This window comes from Acinetobacter sp. AOR34_HL (assembly GCF_027854795.1).
GTDB lineage: Bacteria > Pseudomonadota > Gammaproteobacteria > Pseudomonadales > Moraxellaceae > Acinetobacter > Acinetobacter junii.
Genome location: NZ_JAKTID010000018.1, coordinates 25,037 through 45,467 on the forward strand (window position 1 = coordinate 25,037; position 20,431 = coordinate 45,467).

A 20,431-nucleotide genomic window follows, 5' to 3' on the forward strand; every position below is an offset into this window, starting at 1 on the left:
AATCACTGCATTCGGCTATTTTTTTATTTAAAGCTTCTGTTAAATTATAAAAATGAATAAGAATAACGAGGCAAATATGAACATAAAACCATTCCATTATCTGTTGCTATGCCTTGCTATTTGTACTTCACAGGATGTATCAGCTACTCCTGCGCAAACTAAATCTGTTCAAGAATTAATTAAAGCCAGTGACTTAGAAAAAGTACTGAACAACTCCTTTGAAGAAATGCAACCTGCTTTAGACTTAGAAGCTGAAAGGATTATTTTAGGTATTTTAAATAAAAAAAAATTAACAACCAATCAAGAACTCTTAGCAGTATTAGAACTCAGCCAATTATTAAAAGAGACCAGTTCAAAATTATTTGCTCGACCTGAAACAATTCAAGCGATTGAAAAAATTTATAAAGACACACTCAGTGAAGAAGAAATTCAGGCTTATTTAAAGTTTTTAAAAACCCCTGAAGGTAAGTCAATCAATCAGAAAAACTTACAGATTAGTACAAATGTATTTCAATATATGAATACCCTAAGTCAAAAAACGCTAAGCGATCCTGAACAAAGCATTCAATTGCAAGAGCAATTTCTATCTATCATTCAACCACTAATTCAACAGGAATAGAAATTGCTCATTAATACTATCAATTACCAAGTTAAAGGATTCCAAAGTTTAAATGGTTTAACCAAGTGAACCTCTGACTTTTGATCATATTTGGCAGGTTTTAACTCCTGAGGCTTAGAACGAACTTTACCTGAAGCATCTTGCGCAACAAAATTATAACTAGATGATTTTAATCGAGTAAATGCAATTTCTTGACGTGCCACTTTCTCTGGCATTGACATAAATGGACCTGTTGGTTCACTTCTTGGTAACTTATTCTCTTCGTCATATTTAATGAAATAAGTTTGAGCTGCATCAACTGTAAAATCTAAATATTTCGGTTTTTGAAAATGCAAACCTGCTAGAGGACGACTTACACTTAAGCGATAAGTTCCAGCTGGTAATTCCAACCAATAATAATGATTATGTAATAGACTTGGAATGCGATGACCATTGATAAATAGATTAGCAGCAGCAATTTCTTGGCGATTCCAGCGAGTGTCTGGGCGATATAAATAGACTACCGCGGCTTGCTCATTTTGTGGCTTGATAGGAGCGTAATATTGACCTAATTTTTGGTTTACCCATCCACCAACAGTAAAACCACCCACATGATATTGATCAAATAAACCTGGTTTCTTATCTGTATCGACAGGAGGTAAAGTTGCTGTTAAGACGACTGGATTTTCTTCAACTGCTTTATGGCTTTGACAGCCCGCCAAAATCCCTACACAACATAATGACAATATTAAATAACGCATGACATCCCTCAAGGCGTTTTCTTGGATTTATTTTTAACAGCGCAAAACTATGCGGATTATTCAATTTTTAAGATTAACACCTCACCGTTCAATTGCAAATAAAAAAAGCATGAAAAGCTAAGCCTTTCATGCTTTTTTAGATGAATGTGAATTAAGCAGATTTTGAATCTACAACTTTCAAATCTTTCTTCTCAATCAATTCAGCCGCTGTCGTTTGTGGTAAACGCTCTGGCTTATATGTCGGTTTAGCTGTTCCATTAATCACAGCCTCATCAACAATAACCGTGCCGACATCTTTGCGACTTGGTAAATCATACATTGTTTCAAGTAGTACATTTTCCAAGATAGAACGTAGACCACGTGCGCCAGTATTACGCTCAAGGGCTTTCTTCGCCACTGCTCGTAATGCAGACTCATCAAATACAAGGTCAACATCTTCCATCGTGAATAAATACTGATATTGGCGAGTTAATGCATTTTTTGGTTCAGTCAAAATCTGCATCAATGCTTCTTCATCCAACTCATCAAGCGTTGCAATCACTGGCAAACGACCGATAAATTCAGGAATTAAACCAAATTTCACCAAATCTGTTGCTTCAACTTGACGGAATAACTCAGAGACTTTTTTACTGTCATCTTTATTTTTCACATCAGCTGTGAAACCGATACCGCCTTTTTCCTGACGTTGCTGTACAATTTTTTCCAAACCTGAGAATGCACCACCGCAAATAAATAATATATTTGAAGTATCGATTTGGATAAATTCTTGTTGAGGATGCTTACGCCCTCCTTGTGGAGGAATCGAAGCAACTGTACCTTCAATCATTTTTAATAATGCTTGTTGTACACCCTCACCCGAAACATCGCGAGTAATCGATGGATTCTCAGACTTACGCGTGATCTTGTCGATTTCATCAATATAGATAATGCCTTTTTGAGCTTTCTCTACATCATAATCTGCCTTTTGCAGCAATTTTTGCACGATATTTTCAACATCTTCACCCACGTAACCCGCTTCGGTAAGTGTTGTCGCATCCGCCATAGCAAAAGGGACATCAAGTAAACGTGCAAGTGTTTGAGCAAGTAAAGTCTTACCAGAACCTGTTGGTCCAATTAATAAAATATTACTCTTAGCAATTTCGATGTCTTGATGTGCATGATGTGTTTGCCCAACTTTCAAACGCTTATAGTGGTTATACACCGCAACAGATAACGTTTTCTTCGCAAGATCTTGCCCAATAACATATTGATCAAGTGCTGCACGTATTTCATGTGGCTTTGGCAATGGTTTGGTTGCCCAATCACCCGCTTCAACCTGTTGACTTGTTTGAACTAAGTCTAAGCACACATCTACACATTCATTACAAATATATGCGTCCTCACCTGCAATCAGTTTCCCGACTTCAGACTGCGTTTTACCGCAAAATGAACAATGTTTTTGTCCTTGAGGATGTTCGGACATATTTACTCCAATCTTGAATCTTAAAAATTACGGACGCTTACTAAGGACTTGATCAACCAAACCATACTGTTTTGCAGCTTCAGCCGTCATGAAATTATCACGATCAGTATCACGAGCAACTGTCTCGTAATCCTGTCCGCTATGTTGCGCCATTAAACGATTTAAACGCTCTTTAATAAACAAAATCTCACGTGCATGGATTTCAATATCAGATGCTTGTCCACGGAAACCACCTAATGGTTGATGGATCATCACACGTGCATTTTCCAAGCAATAACGTTTACCTTTTGCACCGGCATTCAAAAGGAATGCACCCATAGAGGCAGCTTGCCCCATACAGTATGTCACAACATCAGGCTTAATAAACTGCATGGTATCGTAAATTGCCATACCTGCCGTTACTGAACCACCTGGAGAGTTAATATAGAGGTGAATATCTTTTTCTGGGTTTTCTGCTTCTAAAAATAACATCTGCGCGACGATTAAATTCGCCATGTTATCTTCAACTTCACCTGTCAAGAAAATAACACGCTCACGTAACAAACGTGAGTAAATATCAAAAGAACGCTCACCACGAGATGATTGTTCAACGACAACAGGAACTAAAGCATTTTCAATTGTTGGAACATACATATGTTTACTTATTCCTAAATTATTGTGACTCGATCTATGCCAACAATATGAGGGATAATCGCTGAAATTGCAAAAGGTTCAATCTGAAATATTCGAATATTTAGACTAAAATCTGGCATTTTTTAGACAAATTAACACATTCATAACACATATAAAAAAAGGCGCATTACGCGCCTTTCTTTTCAACTTTTAAAAGATTAGCCACGGCGAGCTTGTTGTTCTTTTAATAAGTCTTCGTAGCTTACAGCCACATCATTTACTTTAGCAGCAGCCAAGATGTGATCAACAACTTGGTCTTCTAACACAACTGCTTCGATTTGAGCACGTTGTTGTTTGTCATTTTTGAAGTATTCAACAACTTCTGTTGGATCCTCATAAGAAGAAGCCATGTCATTGATATAAGCATCAACGCGTGCTTGGTCAACTTCAAGTTTAGCATCAGCTAATACTTTGCTTACCAATACACCAAGCTTCACTGATTTCTCAGCTTGTTCTTTGAACAATTCATCTGGAAGCATGCTGCTGTCAAATGCGCCTGCACCTTGAGCACCAAACTGTTGAGTGAATTGTTGGATCATTTGTTGACGTTGACGATCAATTTCTTGAGCAACCATTGATGCTGGAACTTCGATTTCGTTCGCAGCTACAAGCGCATCAAACGCAGCTTGTTTAACTTGGTTGCGAAGACCGTTACGAACTTCACGTTCCATGTTTTTACGAACGTCAGCTTTTAACTTGTCTAAGCCTTCTTCTTCAGTTAAACCAAAGATTTTTAAGAATTCAGCATCAATCTCTGGAAGCTTTTGTTTTTCAACAAGTTTCACAGTGATTTTAAACTGAGCTGCTTTACCTGCTAAGTTTTCAGCTTGATAGTCTTCAGGGAAAGTTACATCAATAACTTTCTCTTCGCCTTTCTTCATGCCAACGATACCGTCTTCAAAGCCAGGAATCATACGACCTGAACCAAGAACAAGTTTAAAGTCTTCAGCTGCACCGCCTTCAAACTTCTCACCATCAACAGTACCTTCAAAATCGAAAGTCACTTGCATGTCTTTTTTTGCCATGCCTTTGGTTTCAGTCCAAGAAGCACGTTGCTTTTGTAAGTTTTCAATCATTACATCAACGTCTGCATCGTTGATTTCAGATGATTTACGATCAATCTCTAAGTCAGCAAAAGATTTAACTTCTACTTCTGGATACACTTCTACAGTCGCTTCATAAACTAAAGCGTCATCTTTGTTTTCAACTTTTTCAATGTTCGGCATGCCTACAGCATTGATTTTTTCTTGTTGAATTGCTTCGAATACTGTATCGCGAATAAGGTCATTCACAACTTCTTGATAGATGCTCGCACTATATTCACGGCGAACAACATTTAAAGGCACTTTACCTGGACGGAAGCCGTTGATCTTCACAGTTTTGGCAGTGCGTTTTAAGCGAGCTTCAAATTGCTCGTTAACACGGCTCGTCGGTACAGAAACATTTAAACGACGGGCAACGCCCGAAACCGCTTCAGTCGTTACTTGCATGGCTTCCTCGATATATAGTTAGTAGTAACAATTTTTAAAGTGCCACATTATATGACAACTTTGCTGATATACAAAATTCGACAAGCATTCTAGCAGTAAAAGTTGATCTGAACATATCAGCAAGTCATCCACGATTTATTATTTTTCATAGTTTATGAATAAACTCGGTTGTTCTTGGGTAATTTCGTGAAGAATTCTATTAGATCAATATGCTTAATTTTCACCCAATCAATTACAACACAATCTTACATTTCGCTACACTATTCTATTTCTTTTTCCAAATTTATATGATCTAAGCATCGTTAAATCCAATCGAGAAAAATTGCATATAAGAATAAGAATAATTATTATTTGCATGAATTTTAAGGTTTACATGGATACGATATGTCTTCTTTTATCAGAACACGTAAGAAGTTTGTTTCATCTGCGATTGCATCATCTCTTTCTATGATTGCAACTACAGCAATCGCGCAAGATAAAGAAAATGTGGTTCAACTCCCAACGATTCATGCAGAAGCAACTGCTGAACAATTAAAAGTTGATGTATCTGCAAACAAGAAATATGTTGCGCCATTAAAAGACACACCAAAGACAGTGTCTGTCTTATCTCAAAAGTTATTGAAAGAAACAAATTCAAATACTTTATTAGAAGCACTTCGTAATGAGCCTGGTATCACACTAGGTGCTGGTGAAGGCGGCATTCCGTATACAGATATTCCTTATATTCGTGGTTATAACGGACAAAGCGCGATCTATGTAGATGGTGTGCGCAACTCAACAACTCAAACACGTGATATGTTTGCGATTGAACAAGTCGAAGTAACTAAAGGCTCAAGCTCTGCTCTAACTGGCGGAAGTGGTGTTGGTGGCAGTATCAACATGATTCCAAAAGTTGCGCATGAAGGTGATGAATATCAAGGAAGTGTTGCAGGCGGCACAGATAACTATAAGCATATCGTACTTGACGCAAACAAAGACTTTGGTAATGGAATCGCGGGTCGTGTTATTGCGATGGGTCATGAAAATGAGAAACCAGGACAGCATAATGGTGCAGAATATGCTCGTGTTGGTATTGCGCCTAGTCTAGCTTTCGGTTTAGGAACTGAAAACCGTGCGACCTTAAGTTACTACTTTATCAAAAGTAATGATGAGCCTGATTCAGGCATTCCATTTAACAACCCTAACAATCCACCTCCAGGCTCGATCAAAGCTGATGGTCGCCCAGCAAATGTAAAACAAGGTTCTTACTATGGCTGGAAGGATCGTGATTTTGATAAGCGTGAAAACCACATTGGCTCATTGAAGCTTGAACATGATTTTAATGATGACTTAACAGTTTCAAACACTGCAACATATAGCCATTCTAAAGCAAGCTATATGTATACAAATCCAGATGATTCAAAAAGCAATATCTACAAAGGAAAAGTCTACCGTCGTGCAACACAGACCATTCGTGACACCGATGCATTTACCGACCAACTTTCTTTAGCTGGGAAATTCAAAACTGGAGCAATAACACATAGCTTCAATGTTGGTGCTGAATATAATCGTGAAGAAACCAATCGCGGTAACTATAATATTAGTTATCCTGGATATACAGGTACAACGACTGCTGGTTTCAATGATAAATGTAATGATAACAATGGCTGGTGCACGGAGCTCAATAATCCAAGTCCGAATGATCCATGGTTAGGCACACTCACACCAAATACTAAACAGACTACTATGACCAACGAAACAGTATCTGTATATGCATTAGACAGTATTGAATTCAATAAATATTGGTTATTAAATCTTGGCGTACGTTGGGATCAATTTGATACAGAATTAAAATATAACAAAGATGTAACAGCTCGTGGTGTAACAACGCCAGCAGGTACTGTGTATTCAAATGATACAGACTACTTCTCCTATCAAGCGGGTGTAGTATTCCGCCCAACAGAGCATGGTAGTATCTATGCAAGTTTCGCAACTGCTGCCAACCCTGTAGGTATCGATCCTGACCTTGATTCACTTAGTGCTTCAAATAAAGACCTAGAACCAGAAAAAGCTCGTACATTTGAGATCGGAACGAAATGGAGCCTTTGGAACAACCGTGCCAATGCGACAGCTGCAATCTTCCGTACTGAGAAGCAAAATACACGTATTAATATAGATGCGAATACAGTAACTAATGCTGGTGAAAGTAAAGTTGATGGTTTTGAACTTGCTTTGACAGGTCACATTACTGATAAATGGGAAATGGCACTTGGCTATAGCTACTTAGATAGCGAATTAACCAAAGCAGCTTATAACTTAGTTGCTCAAGAAGGTCGCCCTCTTCCATTCGTTGCTAAACAGAGTGCTAACTTGTGGAGTACATACCAAGTACTTCCAAAATTAACACTTGGTGCAGGCGTTCAATATCGCGATCAAGTTTTTGCAAATACCAATCCAAACACAGCCACCACTTCAACGAAAATTTTACCAACGTTTACTATCTACAATGCGATGGCAAAGTATGATGTAAACAAGAATGTAAACTTACAGTTGAATGTAAATAACATTTCAGATAAGCGTTATTTTACAAGTGCTCATGCTTCACACTATGCAAACGAAGGTGATGGCCGCAACGCAGTTCTTGCGATCAACTTTAAGTACTAAATCCCTTAAAAAAATTAGGGTATCTACTTAAACTCATCTAAAATAGCCTCTCTATGAGGCTATTTTTTATAATAATCAATTGAAAGGGATATGCTCAGTGATCCATCACATTCCAAATGTTTTGACAAAAGAACAAGTCGCCGAATTCCGTAAATTAATGGAAGCAGCAGATTGGGTCGGTGGAAAAATTACAGCAGGCACACTCTCAGCTTCCGTAAAACGTAATCAACAACTTTCAGAGAGTGACCCTTTAACCCACCAACTTAGTGCACTTGTGATGGATGCAATTTGGAAAAATCCAACTTTCCAAGCAGCTGCACTCCCCAAGCAAATGATTCCACCTTTGTTTAATCGCTACGATGAACACGAAAGTTTTGGTTTTCATGTCGATAATTCAATTCGTTTAGTGAGAGGGACTCATCAACAACTTCGCACAGATTTATCGTGTACTTTATTTTTGAGTGAACCTGAAGAATATGATGGTGGTGATCTCGTTATTGAGGATACTTATGGCTACCATGAAGTGAAATTACCAGCAGGTGATGTCGTACTCTACCCTTCAACAAGCTTGCATGAAGTCAGTAGTATTACGCGTGGCACCCGTTTTGCTTCTTTCTTTTGGGTACAAAGTTTGATTAGAGATGATCAAAAGCGTCATATGCTCTTTAATTTGGATGAAAGTATTCGTCAACTTCGCATAGATCATGGTGATGCATATCCAGAAGTAATGAAACTCACCAATATTTATCACAATCTCATTCGTATGTGGTCAGAACTCTGACCACTTCATTTTTCGTCATGCTGAATAAATTCTATAATTTTTATTAAAAAATAGACTTATTTAGAAAAAATATCCCACTCAACTATCAATTCTTGCAAAAAACAGGAAAACATTTTCCACAATTAAGAGCTAGAATGCTGTTATAGACCTTTGCAGCCAGCTTATTTTCACCTAGACTGATTTTTATTAGATGATTAATATAGCTGCAAAACCGAATCATAATTTTGAATGGTTGATGATGAAAACAAATTACGGCTTTACCCATCCGTCGAATATAAACCATCTTGCTGCTCTCCTGATGCTGCGCCTCGCGCGCGTATAAATTTTATTGCCTAAGTTTGAAGGCATTCGATCCAAATATTCTCTTTTAATTTATTCGTATAGACACCATATATATTTATAGTACGTTGCATTTATAAAAATCCGCGACCCCTGCTATGATAAGGAGTTACCTCATGATGTTGGCTGACCCAAGCAAAAAATACCGCCGTATGTATCAACGAGTGGATTTACCAGATCGTCAATGGCCGAATAACGAAATCAACCAAGCACCGATTTGGATGAGTACCGACCTTCGTGATGGTAACCAAGCGATTTTTGAACCAATGAATATGGATCAAAAATTAAAGATGTTCAAAATGTTAGTCAAAATCGGCTTTAAACATATTGAAATTGGTTTCCCATCTGCGTCTCAAATTGATTTCGATTTTACCCGTATGTTAATCGAAGAAAATTTAATTCCTGATGATGTTTATATCGAAGTCTTGGTTCAAGCTCGTGATCATTTGATTGAGCGTACTTTCGAGTCATTGATTGGTGCTAAACGTGCAATTGTGCATATCTATAACTCGAACTCTCCGACTTTCCGTCAAAAAGTTTTGAATGTAGACGTAAATGGCGCTAAACAACTTGCGATTAATGCTGCGAATAAAGTGAAAGAATATGCAGCACAATATCCTGAAACAGAATGGATTTTCCAATATAGCCCTGAATGTTTCTCAGCAACAGAATTAGAAGTTGCCAAGGATGTTTGTGATGCGGTTACTGAAATTTGGGAAGCATCTCCAACCAATAAAGTGATTTTGAACTTACCTGCAACAGTTGAAGTTTCAACACCAAATGTTTATGCAGATCAAATTGAGTGGATGCACCGTAACTTGCAACGTCGTGATGGCGTAATTATCTCAGTTCACTGTCACAATGACCGTGGTTGTGGTATTGCTGCATCTGAATTAGCCATTATGGCAGGTGCTGACCGTGTTGAGGGTTGTGTATTTGGAAATGGCGAACGTACGGGTAATGTCGATGTTGCAGCAATTGCCTTGAACATGTATACCCAAGGTGTTGCACCAAATTTAGATTTCTCGAACATCAACGAAATCATTGCAACTGTTGAAGAATGTACAGGCTTACCTGTTCACCCTCGTCATCCATATGCAGGTGATTTAGTCTTCACAGCTTTCTCTGGTTCCCACCAAGATGCGATCAAAAAAGGCTTTGAGTTCCAGAAAAACGAAGAAATTTGGGATATGCCTTATTTACCAATCGATCCTAAAGATTTAGGTCGTGACTATGACGCTGTTATTCGTGTAAATAGTCAATCAGGTAAAGGTGGTATCGCATATTTATTAGAATCAAACTATAACGTTGCATTGCCACGTCGTGTTCAGATTGAATTTAGTCAAATTGTTCAACAACATACTGATGAGAATGGTACTGAAATCAGTGCACATGAGATCTGGACATTGTTTGAGAAAACTTATGTCGATATCAAAAACCGTCACTACCAAACTAAACATTATCAATTATCAGACATCAATGGCACACAAATCATTGAATTAGATATTGAAATTGAAGGTGAAATTCAACGCCTACGTGGTGAAGGAAACGGCCCAATCTCAGCAATGTTAAATGCTTTACAGTTGCCGATTGACGTTGTGAACTATGAAGAACGTAGTATTAGTTCAGGTGCAAATGCCAAAGCCCTTGCATTGATTGAACTTCAAGTCAAAGGTACAGGTAAGAGTGCATTTGGTGCAGGTGTACACGACAACATCGTAACCTCTTCAATCGATGCGATTATTGCATGTACAAACCGTTTGATCGAACAAGGTGTATTAACAACTGATCAAGTGGTTGCTGCCGCAGTCTAAGCTTATGTTGTAATAACAGAAAAAATGGCTTTTGAAAGGATACCTGAATTGGTATCCTTTTCATTATTGATAAAAGATTTATACAGGCGAATTATTCCAGTGTCTTTTCCATCGGATTCAGTGGGTTTAGTCACACCACAAAAGTTTCAGTTCGAACAACCTCTTGAACTTGAATGCGGGCGTATTCTGCCCCGTTTTGATTTAATGGTTGAAACCTATGGAACACTCAATGCAGATAAGTCGAATGCCATTTTAATTTGTCATGCATTGTCAGGTCATCATCATGCCGCAGGCTATCATCATGAAGATGATAAAAAGGCTGGCTGGTGGGACAGTTGTATTGGACCTGGAAAAGCGATTGATACCAATCATTTTTTTGTCGTTTCTTTAAATAATATCGGTGGCTGTAATGGTTCTACAGGACCAACCTCACCAAATCCAGAAAATGAAAACCGTCCTTATGGTCCTGATTTCCCACTAGTTACAGTTCGTGACTGGGTAAAAACTCAAGCCATGTTATCTGATCGTCTTGGTATAGATATTTGGTATGCGGTGATTGGTGGTTCGTTAGGTGGCATGCAAGCACTACAATGGTCATTGGACTATGCTGACCGCTTACAAAAGTGTGCCATCATTGCCAGTGCACCTAAACTTTCTGCACAAAATATTGCCTTTAATGAAGTTGCTCGCCAATCAATTCTATCCGACCCTGACTTCCATAACGGTCGTTATCTTGAACATGACTGTTATCCAAAACGCGGTTTGATTTTGGCTCGTATGGTTGGTCATATTACTTATTTGTCTGAAGAAGCGATGAAACAGAAATTTGGTCGTGATCTCAAATCAGGCAAATTTATGTACGGCTTTGATGTCGAATTCCAAGTTGAAAGTTATTTACGTTATCAAGGCGAACAATTTAGTCGCAATTTTGATGCAAATACTTACTTGATTATGACCAAAGCCTTGGATTATTTTGATCCATCTCGTGAGTATGAACATTCATTGACTAAAGCAATGAGCAAGCCTAAATGTAAATTTTTGGTGATTTCTTTTACTACAGATTGGCGTTTTAGCCCGAGTCGCTCACAAGAATTGGTTGATGCTTTGATTGATAATCATAAACCTGTCAGCTATTTAGATATCGATGCTGAACAAGGGCATGACTCGTTCTTATTCCCAATCCCGCTTTATGTCAAAACACTTCGAGCATTTTTAGGTGGAGAACAACAGTTGCAATCGACACCGCAGGAGCTTCACTAATGCGTATAGATCAACGACTCGCTGAAAAATGGATTAGCCCTAATTCTAGCGTACTAGACTTGGGTTGTGGTGATGGCGAACTGTTGGCTCATATGAGCAAACAGCACAATATTCGTGCTTATGGCTTAGAAATTGATCAAGAAAAGATTGCAATTGCCATCAGTCGAGGGTTAAATATTATCCAACAGGATTTAAACTTGGGTTTAAGCCGTTTTGCCGACCAGTCGTTTGACTCTGTGGTTATGGCACAAGCTTTGCAAGCTGTAGATGCGCCCGATGTATTACTTCGTGATATGGTGCGTGTCGGAAAACAGGCAATTATTACTTTTCCAAACTTTGCGTATTGGAAGACTCGTTCTTTTCTTGCTTTGAAAGGAAAAATGCCTGTTTCTGAAGCTTTACCCTATATGTGGTATAACACCCCAAATATTCATTTATGTACTTTCCGTGATTTCGAAGCCTTATGTGCAGAAAACGGAATTAAAATTATTAATCGACTTGCCGTTAATGGTGACCAACAAGGTAGTGTGCTGAGTAAGCATATGCCGAACCTATTTGGTGAAGTCGCAATTTATCGAGTGAGCGCTCTATGAAAAAGACATTAATCAGCACGTTTTTATTTGGCATAGTCAGCTTTCAAGCGCATGCAGACTATGTTGCTCAACCACAGTCAGTAGCAACACAAGCAGCTAGATACTCTGTGATGAGTATTGGTGAGTTACAAAGCGCTGCAAAAGCTGGTCAAGCTGGTGCGCAGTTTTATCTAGCTACACGCTATCAATATGGTAAAGATGTCGCTAAAGACGAGAAACAAGCTTTTGCATTGTTTAAGGCTGCTGCCGATCAAGGGATCTCTGCGGCTCAACTGAATGTTGGTCGTATGTATGCAGATGGCATTGGCACAAAGAAAGATGAAGTATTGGCTCGCAAATATTTCGAAAAAGCAGCAAGTAACGGCGACAATCGTGCAAGCTTCAATCTTGCCATGATGGAAGAGCAAAAGAAAAACTACGTAGGTGCGTATCAGTGGTATGAGCTTTCAACACGTGATGGCATGCTCGATACTAAAGTGATTAGTCTTTCTGAAGGTAAGAAAACAGCTTTGGCTGCAAACTTAACTCAAGAGCAAATCCGTACCGCACGAGACCGTGCTGATAAATGGATTCAAGCGCAGTAAACTAGTTTAGATCACCTGATTTATTTAAAAAAACCGACTGTTGAGAGTCGGTTTTTTATTAATAAAGGAATAAAATTGAAAATTTTAACTTGGAACTGTAATGGTGCTTTCAGAAAGAAAATTGAATTATTAAAAGAGATTGATGCAGACATATACATAATTCAAGAATGTGAAAGTGAAGAAAAGTCTCAAGGAACTTATGATAGTTGGCTACCTAATCGAATATGGAAAGGCCATAATAAAAACAAAGGATTAGGAGTTTTTGCTAAAGAGCAATTTAAATTAGAACAGTTATATTGGGAAGATTCTAACCTAGAACTATTCTTACCACTTAAAATCAATGATGACTTTCAATTGTTAGCTGTTTGGACAAAATATGCTAACTCTCCAACATTCCAATACATCGGACAACTATGGAAATATTTACAATTACATAATACAGCTATTGCAACAAAAGCAACTATTATTTGTGGAGATTTAAATAGCAACGCTCAATGGGATGTATGGGATCGTTGGTGGAATCACAGTGATGTGGTCAATCAGCTAAAAACAATGAATATCCATAGTCTTTACCATGAACTAACAAATGAAGAACAAGGCAAGGAAAAGAATTCAACTTTTTTTTATGAATCGAAACCAAGAAAAAAATTATCATATCGATTATTTATTTAGTCATACTAGTTTATTCTCTGGAAGAAACTCACATTTTAAAATTTTTGATAAAGATGAATGGCTTCAATATAGTGACCACTTACCAATATTATTCGATCTTAATACTTGAACTAATTTATCTTATTTAAACAATTTTCTATTCTATCTTAAAATAACATATTAAAATCCCACTCAATCTGAGCTGATCTAAAATATATATGTCTACTCCATTATTATGGCTTAATCAAGGCAGCCTTGTGCTTGCAAGCAATAACAAAGGTAAAATTGCTGAATTTGATCATCTATTTCAACAACTCAATCTACCCGTCGAAATCATTCCTCAAGGTAAACTCAATATCGAAGATGCGATTGAAGATGGTTTAAGCTTTGTTGAAAATGCAATTATTAAAGCTCGCCATGCATCTAAACTTTCAGGCAAACCTGCTATTGCAGATGACTCGGGTTTATGTGTGCCAATCTTAGGGGGAGCACCAGGCATTTACTCAGCGCGATATGCTGGCGAACATGGTAACGATGCTGCCAACAACCAAAAACTTTTAGCTAACCTCGCACCTTTCCGAAACGACGGCGAAGTGATTGAAGGCATGTTTGTTTGCGTACTTGCATTGGTCACCCATGCCGAAGACCCTCTACCACAAATCTTTCAAGGTATTTGGAAAGGTGAAATTTTAGAAACTGCTCGCGGAGAAAATGGATTTGGTTATGATCCCCTCTTTTGGGTAGCTGAACGAAACTGTTCAAGTGCTGAACTCAGCAAAGAAGAAAAAAGTAAAATCAGTCATCGTGGCAAAGCGATGCAGCTCTTCAAAGCTAGCTTAATATAAATCGCACTGCGTGCTCTAGTTAATAAAAACTAGAGCACTTTTAGATAAAATAAAAATCAAATACGCTGAATTTAGAATAACAAAAACCTTGTGTTAAACCTTGATTACAAACTAAAAAGTAAAATTACCTATTCAACTATTTAAAGCTATTTATCCCTCTGTCGCAAAATTGCAATATAAGTGTCACATATTTGTCATGCCAAGCTGTTGAGATATATACAAAGTTTGTATAGGAATAAAATTATGGCTGGTTTATCAATTTGGCACGTACTCATTTTCGCAATCGTAGTTATTTTACTTTTCGGTACATCAAAGCTTAAAAACTTAGGTAAAGATGTCGGTGGTGCAGTTAAAGATTTCAAAAAATCAATGAAAGATGACGAAGCGGCAGCATCTCTAAATGAACCCCGTACGATTGATGCGCAAGTAAAAAATACTGAAAGCTCAATCAAAAGTTAAGCGAGCAACAATATGTTAGATGTTGGAATGTCCGAACTTTTGGTGTTCGGCATTATTGCTTTACTTGTGCTTGGACCAGATAAATTACCTCAAGCAGCTCGCTTTGTCGGGAAATGGTATGGCAAAGTGAAGCGCCTTGTAAGTAATGTGCAAAACGATATTGATCGTGAATTACGCCTATCTGAATTACGCGAGCAGATGCAGCAAGAAATGCAACGTATTGCTGAACTAGAACAAAAAATGCAAGCTCAAATGTCTGAGCTCGAACAACAAAAACGAGAAATGTTTGTTCAACCAAGCAAACAAGAACAAACAACAGATAACATTAGTTATCCTACTTATCACTATGTGAAAGAGCATTCTTCATTTGTATATGTGGAAAAAAATATTCAAAAGGCTCAGACCACTATTTATCCTGCACCAGATCATCAACCTGAATTTAAGGTGGCCGTATGAGTACATCCTCTCATTCTCAGTTACCTGCTCAATCGATTGAAGAATCAAAGCAAAAGATTGAACTTGAAGAAATGCCGATTACTAAGCATTTAATGATCTTGCGTCAGCATTTATTCAAGATCGTTGGAATTTTATTACTCTTATTCTTTTGTTTATTACCATTTGCAAATCGTACCTATCAGTTACTTTCTGAACCTTTGCGAGCTCAGCTTCCTGTTAGCTCATCAATGATCGCAACAGATGTGACTGCAACATTTATGGCACCCTTTAAGCTGAACTTTTTTGTTGCACTGATGTTAGCAATGCCTTTTATAATTTATCAGATTTGGGCATTTGCTAAACCTGCATTATATGAACGCGAAAAAACACTTGCTCTTCCGTTATTACTAAGCAGTATTTTTCTATTTTATGCAGGAATTGCCTTTGCATATTTTGTTGCATTACCTTCGATTTTACATTTTTTCATCAGTGTTTCACCTGAAACTGTAGCGCCAATGACAGATATCAATAGCTATCTAGCGTTCTGTTTAAAGCTATTTCTCGTATTCGGTTTAACCTTTGAGATTCCAGTGATTACATTACTTCTGATTCTGATTGGAGTCGTGAGTACACAAAGTCTGATTGAGAAACGAAGATTTATCATTGTTGGCTGTTTTTTCGTAGCAATGTTTGTTACACCGCCTGATGCTATTTCTATGATCATGTTAGCCGTTCCGATGTGGTTATTGTTTGAGATTGGATTATTTTTTGGCAAGATTATCGAAAAAAGAAAAACAGCTTGATTACTTAGTTCTTATTACTACAAACAGGCTTCTCGCCTGTTTTTTTAATTTTATTACTTTAATTTTTAATTGATTTTTCACAAAGCTGTCACACAAGTGTCAAGGCTTCGTCACATTTAAACATTAAGTTTATTGGGGGAAAACTTTTAGAACAACTGTTATATTTTTTAGGAAAAATTACATGACCGAGCTATCGCCATATCATGAAGATCAAGAGTTGGATAACAACACATCGGATAATATTCATTTCCGTGACATTTTAGAACAGCACATTAGCCGCCGTAGTCTCATCACTAAAACTGCGAGTGGTGCTGTTGCATTAACTTTAGCATCGACATTAACTGGCTGTAACGACGACGATAATAACTCGAGCAATAATGGTGGAACACCGCCAACACCTGTTGATCCAAATAAAAAACCAGAAAAATTAAACTTCTCTCCTGTTGCTAAAAATATAAATGACATCGTAACAGTGCCTGAAGGTTATGAAGCAACTGTACTTTATGCTTTAGGGGATTCAATCAATCCTGCTTACGGTGCGTGGGATGATAACAATATTCCTTCAGGTTTAAGTTTTGAATATCGTTCTGGTGATTGCCATGATGGTATGACATTCTTTGGTTTAAATAGCTCAACTCAACGTTACGATGCCAATGTATCTGAACGTGGTTTATTAGTTATGAACCATGAATATATCAATCCAACCTTCCTTCATCCTAAGGGACCAACGAAAGTTGATGGTCGTCGACCTGAAGATGAAGTCATTCGTGAAGTGAATGCTCACGGTGTTTCTGTGATCGAAATCAAAAAAGATAAAACGACAAATAAAGTAGAAGTGGTTAAAAACTCTGTATTTAACCGCCGTATTACAGGTTCTACAGTGATGGATTTTGCTGGTGCTGCTGCAGGTTCAACCCTTCTAGCTACTGCCTACTCTCCAGCAGCTCGTCAAACTCGTGGTACACATAATAACTGCGGTAATGGTTATACACCTTGGGGAACTTACCTGACGACTGAAGAAAACTTTATTGGTTACTTTGCTCGTAGTGCGACAGATGACACCTTGCGTCGTCCAGAAGAAATCATTGCGCTTAAACGCTATGGTTTAAAAGCAGGTTCAAGCTCTCGTTATGGCTGGGAAACAGTAAAAGCTGGTGTACTTTCACAAGATCTTTATGATCGCTGGAATGCAGATGTAAAAGCTGAAATAGCGGGTAATGATTACCGTAATGCACCAAATACATTTGGTTGGATGGTAGAAATTGACCCATTTGATGGTCGTCAAAATCCGGTTAAACGTACATCTTTAGGTCGTTTTGCTCATGAGGATTGCCGTACTAGCCGTGTAATTGCAGGAGAAAATCTTGCTTTTTATATGGGTGACGACTCTCGTGGAGAATATATCTACAAGTTTGTATCTGATGCAAAATGGGATCCAAAAGATATCAATGGTGGCTATGCTGCTGGTGATAAATACATGAATGCAGGTAAACTTTATGTTGCCAAATTCAATAATGACGGTACGGGTCAATGGATTGAGTTAGCCTTTGGTAAAAATGGTTTGAACCAAAGCAATTCAGTCTATCCATTTAGCTCACAAGCTGATGTTGTGACTTTTGCTCGTTTAGCAGCTGATGCAGTTGGCGCAACAAAAATGGATCGTCCAGAGTGGTGTGCGGTTAACCCAGAAAATGGTGAAGTCTACGTTACATTAACCAACAACTCGAACCGCGGTACTAGCTATCCAACTGATGCAGCAAATCCACGTAATTATGAAGACAAATATGCTGGTACAAAAACCAATAAAGGTAATGTAAACGGTCATATTATTCGCTTGCGTGAAACAGCTGATAAAACAACTGCTGAAAGCTTCAACTGGGATATCTATCTATTTGGTGCTGAGGCATCTGGAGCTGCAAACATCAACCTTTCAGGTTTGACAGATAATAATGATCTTTCAAGCCCTGATGGTATGTGGTTTGACCCACGTGGTGTACTTTGGATTCAAACAGATGACGGCGCGTATACTGATGTAACGAACTGTATGATGCTTGCTGCACTTCCAGGTCAAGTTGGAGATGGAGCAAAAGCAACGACTTCAAATGGTACTGAAACCTTAGTTGGTAAGAAAGTAACAGATGAAACCCTGCGTCGCTTCCTTGTAGGACCTAAAGATTGTGAAATTACAGGTGTAACAATGACACCTGATTACAAAGCAATCTTTATTAATGTTCAGCATCCAGGTGAAGACTCTGCAGACTATGCATCTCCTTCAAGTAACTGGCCAGCAACCCAAACGAACCCAAGCAACAAAACTGCACGTCCACGTTCAGCGACGGTTGTGATCACTCGTAAAGATGGTGGTGTGATTGCAGGCTAAACCCTAAAATCACACCAAAAGAGCCTATCGACCATGATAGGCTCTTTTTTATTTTACTAATGAAATAGTTAATTCGATGAATTTTCCTTGCTGTTCACCTTGTTGTGTTTTTTCAATCCATTGCCATTGATCAGTCGTCATTCTTAAAAAATTGGAACATCGTGTGCCATATATCGGACTTTGAATAAAAGTCGAAGAAAGTAACTCTTCCATTTCTTTACTAATCCCCGTGTCGGGTAATAGATCTGGAATAATTTTCCGCTCATCTTCCAAAATATCCCATGCAGCATAATTTAGATCATGTTCGGGAATTTGAGTCTGCTGTAACATCGGCAAGAACTCTTGGGTAAACCGCTTACGCAGATGCTTCGTTTTCTCCCAGTCCTCTGACATTAGACCGTTTGAAACGACATATACACCATTTGCCAAAACCTGAGGTGCTTCTCCCCGATTACTCATGTAAACAGCTTGTTCTCGATCCCCTACAAATAGGTTAAATCCTGCATAATCCTGTTGTTTGCCTTCCAATTGTTGAGCAAAACGTATAGGTGCTAAATCACTTTCTAAAAAATCTTGAATGAGTTTGCCACGTGAAGTTTCGTAATGATTTTGATCTCGTCCATTACGAAAATTAGTCACAATCGCCCAGCGACCTGAAGCTGTGACCCCCATCCATGTTCCGCCCGATTGCAAATCTTTGCCTGCAATGATCGAACTATGCTCCCATGAATGCAGCATTGCGCTTGGTCGATGGTAAAATTCATCACGATTTGAAAGTAAACAAAGTGGCATGTCTTCAAGTACATGCCATGCAAAAGCAACAATACACATTATTTTGTTCTCACATCTTTACACATTGAATGTACAACATTTTTCAGATCATTCCGCTACAATCTGCTCAAAACTTAATTTCAAATTCAAAATTGAGGAACAGCAATGCTGACCTATCCAAATATAGATCCAGTTGCATTGAGTTTAGGACCTGTCAAAGTACATTGGTATGGACTTATGTATTTATTGGCATTTCTTTTTGCATGGGGACTCGCCTCCTATCGTGCCAAACAACGTGATGGCTGGACAGGAGATATGATTTCCGACCTTGTGTTCTACGGTGCATTAGGTGTAGTGCTCGGCGGACGCGTCGGTTACGTCTTATTTTATGAGTTTGGGAAATTTCTGGAAAATCCACTTTGGTTATTCCAAGTGTGGACAGGCGGTATGAGTTTCCATGGTGGTTTCCTTGGTGTCATTATTGCAATGTTATTTTGGTGTAAAAAATATCAAAAGACTTGGTTCGAGACTTTAGACTTTATCGCTCCATGCGTACCGACAGGCTTGATGTTTGGTCGTTTTGGGAATTTTATTGGTGGTGAACTTTATGGTCGCCAAGTTCAAGATCCGAACTATGCATTTGGTATGATTTTCCCAACTGACCCTTTAGGTTTGGTTCGTCATCCATCGCAAATCTATCAAGCAATCTGTGAAGGTCTGATTCTATTTATCGTCTTATGGTGGTTTAGCTCTAAACCACGCCCTCGCATGGCAGTATCTGCTTTATTCTTGGTTGGTTATGGAGTCGCTCGTTTCTTTATGGAATTCTTCCGTCAACCCGATGCAGACCAAGGTTTTATCTTATTCGGCTGGATGACCAAAGGACAGATTCTCAGCTTCCCAATGATCATCATTGGACTCTGGATGATTTGGTATGCCTACCGTAAAAATATCTATGATTGGCAGCTTAAAAAATAATTAAAGGGAGCAAATGCTCACTACTGTCCCATAGTTTGCTTTAAATAAAAAAACCTGAGTCTAAATAGTTAAAATATGAGTGCAAACAAACACTTTAACTATAAAGGACTCA

The 20,431-nt window shown here is 38.3% G+C and carries 19 protein-coding genes; 14 read left to right on the forward strand and 5 right to left on the reverse strand.

Annotated elements, in window-relative coordinates; all coding sequences use genetic code 11:
- Positions 1-76: 76 nt before the first annotated feature.
- Positions 77-619: a DUF2059 domain-containing protein gene (locus MKL32_RS02190; RefSeq protein WP_204379021.1), complete on the forward strand. Its 543-nt coding sequence runs from the start codon at positions 77-79 to the stop codon at positions 617-619.
- A gap of 23 nt (positions 620-642) precedes the next feature.
- Here the strand turns inward: MKL32_RS02190 and MKL32_RS02195 are convergent, their stop codons facing one another.
- From MKL32_RS02195 to tig, 4 genes are all read right to left on the reverse strand, one after another.
- Positions 643-1,359 carry a DUF2846 domain-containing protein gene (locus MKL32_RS02195; RefSeq protein ID WP_005403224.1) on the reverse strand — a complete coding sequence of 239 codons (717 nt, stop codon included), beginning with the start codon at positions 1,357-1,359 and terminating at the stop codon, positions 643-645.
- Between the two features lie 151 nt (positions 1,360-1,510).
- Complete coding sequence (clpX, locus tag MKL32_RS02200) at positions 1,511-2,821, reverse strand: ATP-dependent Clp protease ATP-binding subunit ClpX (RefSeq protein ID WP_004909222.1); 1,311 nt, start codon at positions 2,819-2,821, stop codon at positions 1,511-1,513.
- Between the two features lie 27 nt (positions 2,822-2,848).
- A complete protein-coding gene (gene clpP / locus MKL32_RS02205) occupies positions 2,849-3,454 on the reverse strand; it encodes an ATP-dependent Clp endopeptidase proteolytic subunit ClpP (RefSeq protein ID WP_004909225.1) in 606 nt (201 codons plus the stop codon).
- A gap of 197 nt (positions 3,455-3,651) precedes the next feature.
- Positions 3,652-4,983 carry a trigger factor gene (tig, locus tag MKL32_RS02210; protein WP_270900118.1) on the reverse strand — a complete coding sequence of 444 codons (1,332 nt, stop codon included), beginning with the start codon at positions 4,981-4,983 and terminating at the stop codon, positions 3,652-3,654.
- Between the two features lie 384 nt (positions 4,984-5,367).
- On the opposite strand from tig, the gene MKL32_RS02215 reads away from it, so the two are divergent.
- The 12 genes from MKL32_RS02215 to MKL32_RS02270 all read left to right on the forward strand — a co-directional run bounded on the left by MKL32_RS02215 (position 5,368) and on the right by MKL32_RS02270 (position 18,570).
- Positions 5,368-7,626 carry a TonB-dependent receptor gene (locus MKL32_RS02215; protein WP_270900119.1) on the forward strand — a complete coding sequence of 753 codons (2,259 nt, stop codon included), beginning with the start codon at positions 5,368-5,370 and terminating at the stop codon, positions 7,624-7,626.
- A 97-nt stretch (positions 7,627-7,723) separates the two neighbouring features.
- Positions 7,724-8,407 (forward strand): Fe2+-dependent dioxygenase, encoded by a 684-nt coding sequence (locus tag MKL32_RS02220; protein ID WP_004678505.1) that lies wholly within the window; start codon positions 7,724-7,726, stop codon positions 8,405-8,407.
- Positions 8,408-8,862: 455 nt separating this feature from the next.
- Complete coding sequence (gene leuA / locus MKL32_RS02225) at positions 8,863-10,560, forward strand: 2-isopropylmalate synthase (protein ID WP_004909231.1); 1,698 nt, start codon at positions 8,863-8,865, stop codon at positions 10,558-10,560.
- A gap of 99 nt (positions 10,561-10,659) precedes the next feature.
- Positions 10,660-11,820 carry a homoserine O-succinyltransferase MetX gene (gene metX / locus MKL32_RS02230; protein ID WP_262579517.1) on the forward strand — a complete coding sequence of 387 codons (1,161 nt, stop codon included), beginning with the start codon at positions 10,660-10,662 and terminating at the stop codon, positions 11,818-11,820.
- Positions 11,820-12,413 carry a methionine biosynthesis protein MetW gene (gene metW / locus MKL32_RS02235; protein ID WP_004909236.1) on the forward strand — a complete coding sequence of 198 codons (594 nt, stop codon included), beginning with the start codon at positions 11,820-11,822 and terminating at the stop codon, positions 12,411-12,413. The genes metX and metW overlap by 1 nt, the downstream gene beginning before the upstream one ends.
- Complete coding sequence (locus tag MKL32_RS02240; RefSeq protein ID WP_004951899.1) at positions 12,410-12,997, forward strand: tetratricopeptide repeat protein; 588 nt, start codon at positions 12,410-12,412, stop codon at positions 12,995-12,997. The genes metW and MKL32_RS02240 overlap by 4 nt, the downstream gene beginning before the upstream one ends.
- A gap of 75 nt (positions 12,998-13,072) precedes the next feature.
- Positions 13,073-13,669 (forward strand): endonuclease/exonuclease/phosphatase family protein, encoded by a 597-nt coding sequence (locus MKL32_RS02245; RefSeq protein WP_270900120.1) that lies wholly within the window; start codon positions 13,073-13,075, stop codon positions 13,667-13,669.
- A 197-nt stretch (positions 13,670-13,866) separates the two neighbouring features.
- Positions 13,867-14,493: an RdgB/HAM1 family non-canonical purine NTP pyrophosphatase gene (rdgB, locus tag MKL32_RS02250; protein WP_270900121.1), complete on the forward strand. Its 627-nt coding sequence runs from the start codon at positions 13,867-13,869 to the stop codon at positions 14,491-14,493.
- Positions 14,494-14,736: 243 nt separating this feature from the next.
- Entirely contained in the window at positions 14,737-14,952 is a 216-nt protein-coding gene (tatA, locus tag MKL32_RS02255; protein WP_004760687.1) for a Sec-independent protein translocase subunit TatA, read from the forward strand.
- Positions 14,953-14,964: 12 nt separating this feature from the next.
- Positions 14,965-15,408: a Sec-independent protein translocase protein TatB gene (gene tatB / locus MKL32_RS02260; protein ID WP_039048181.1), complete on the forward strand. Its 444-nt coding sequence runs from the start codon at positions 14,965-14,967 to the stop codon at positions 15,406-15,408.
- 71 nt (positions 15,409-15,479) lie between these two features.
- A complete protein-coding gene (tatC, locus tag MKL32_RS02265) occupies positions 15,480-16,190 on the forward strand; it encodes a twin-arginine translocase subunit TatC (RefSeq protein ID WP_171133387.1) in 711 nt (236 codons plus the stop codon).
- Between the two features lie 181 nt (positions 16,191-16,371).
- Entirely contained in the window at positions 16,372-18,570 is a 2,199-nt protein-coding gene (locus tag MKL32_RS02270; protein ID WP_125272513.1) for a PhoX family protein, read from the forward strand.
- Positions 18,571-18,618: 48 nt separating this feature from the next.
- Here MKL32_RS02270 and MKL32_RS02275 read toward each other — a convergent pair whose 3' ends face one another.
- The gene (locus MKL32_RS02275; RefSeq protein WP_125272514.1) at positions 18,619-19,401 is read right to left on the reverse strand and encodes an NRDE family protein; all 783 of its coding nucleotides are present in this window, start codon (positions 19,399-19,401) and stop codon (positions 18,619-18,621) included.
- A 105-nt stretch (positions 19,402-19,506) separates the two neighbouring features.
- Between MKL32_RS02275 and lgt the strand changes: the two genes are divergently transcribed.
- Positions 19,507-20,319, forward strand: coding sequence for a prolipoprotein diacylglyceryl transferase (lgt, locus tag MKL32_RS02280; RefSeq protein WP_004951884.1), 813 nt, complete (start codon positions 19,507-19,509; stop codon positions 20,317-20,319).
- Positions 20,320-20,431: the final 112 nt, after the last annotated feature.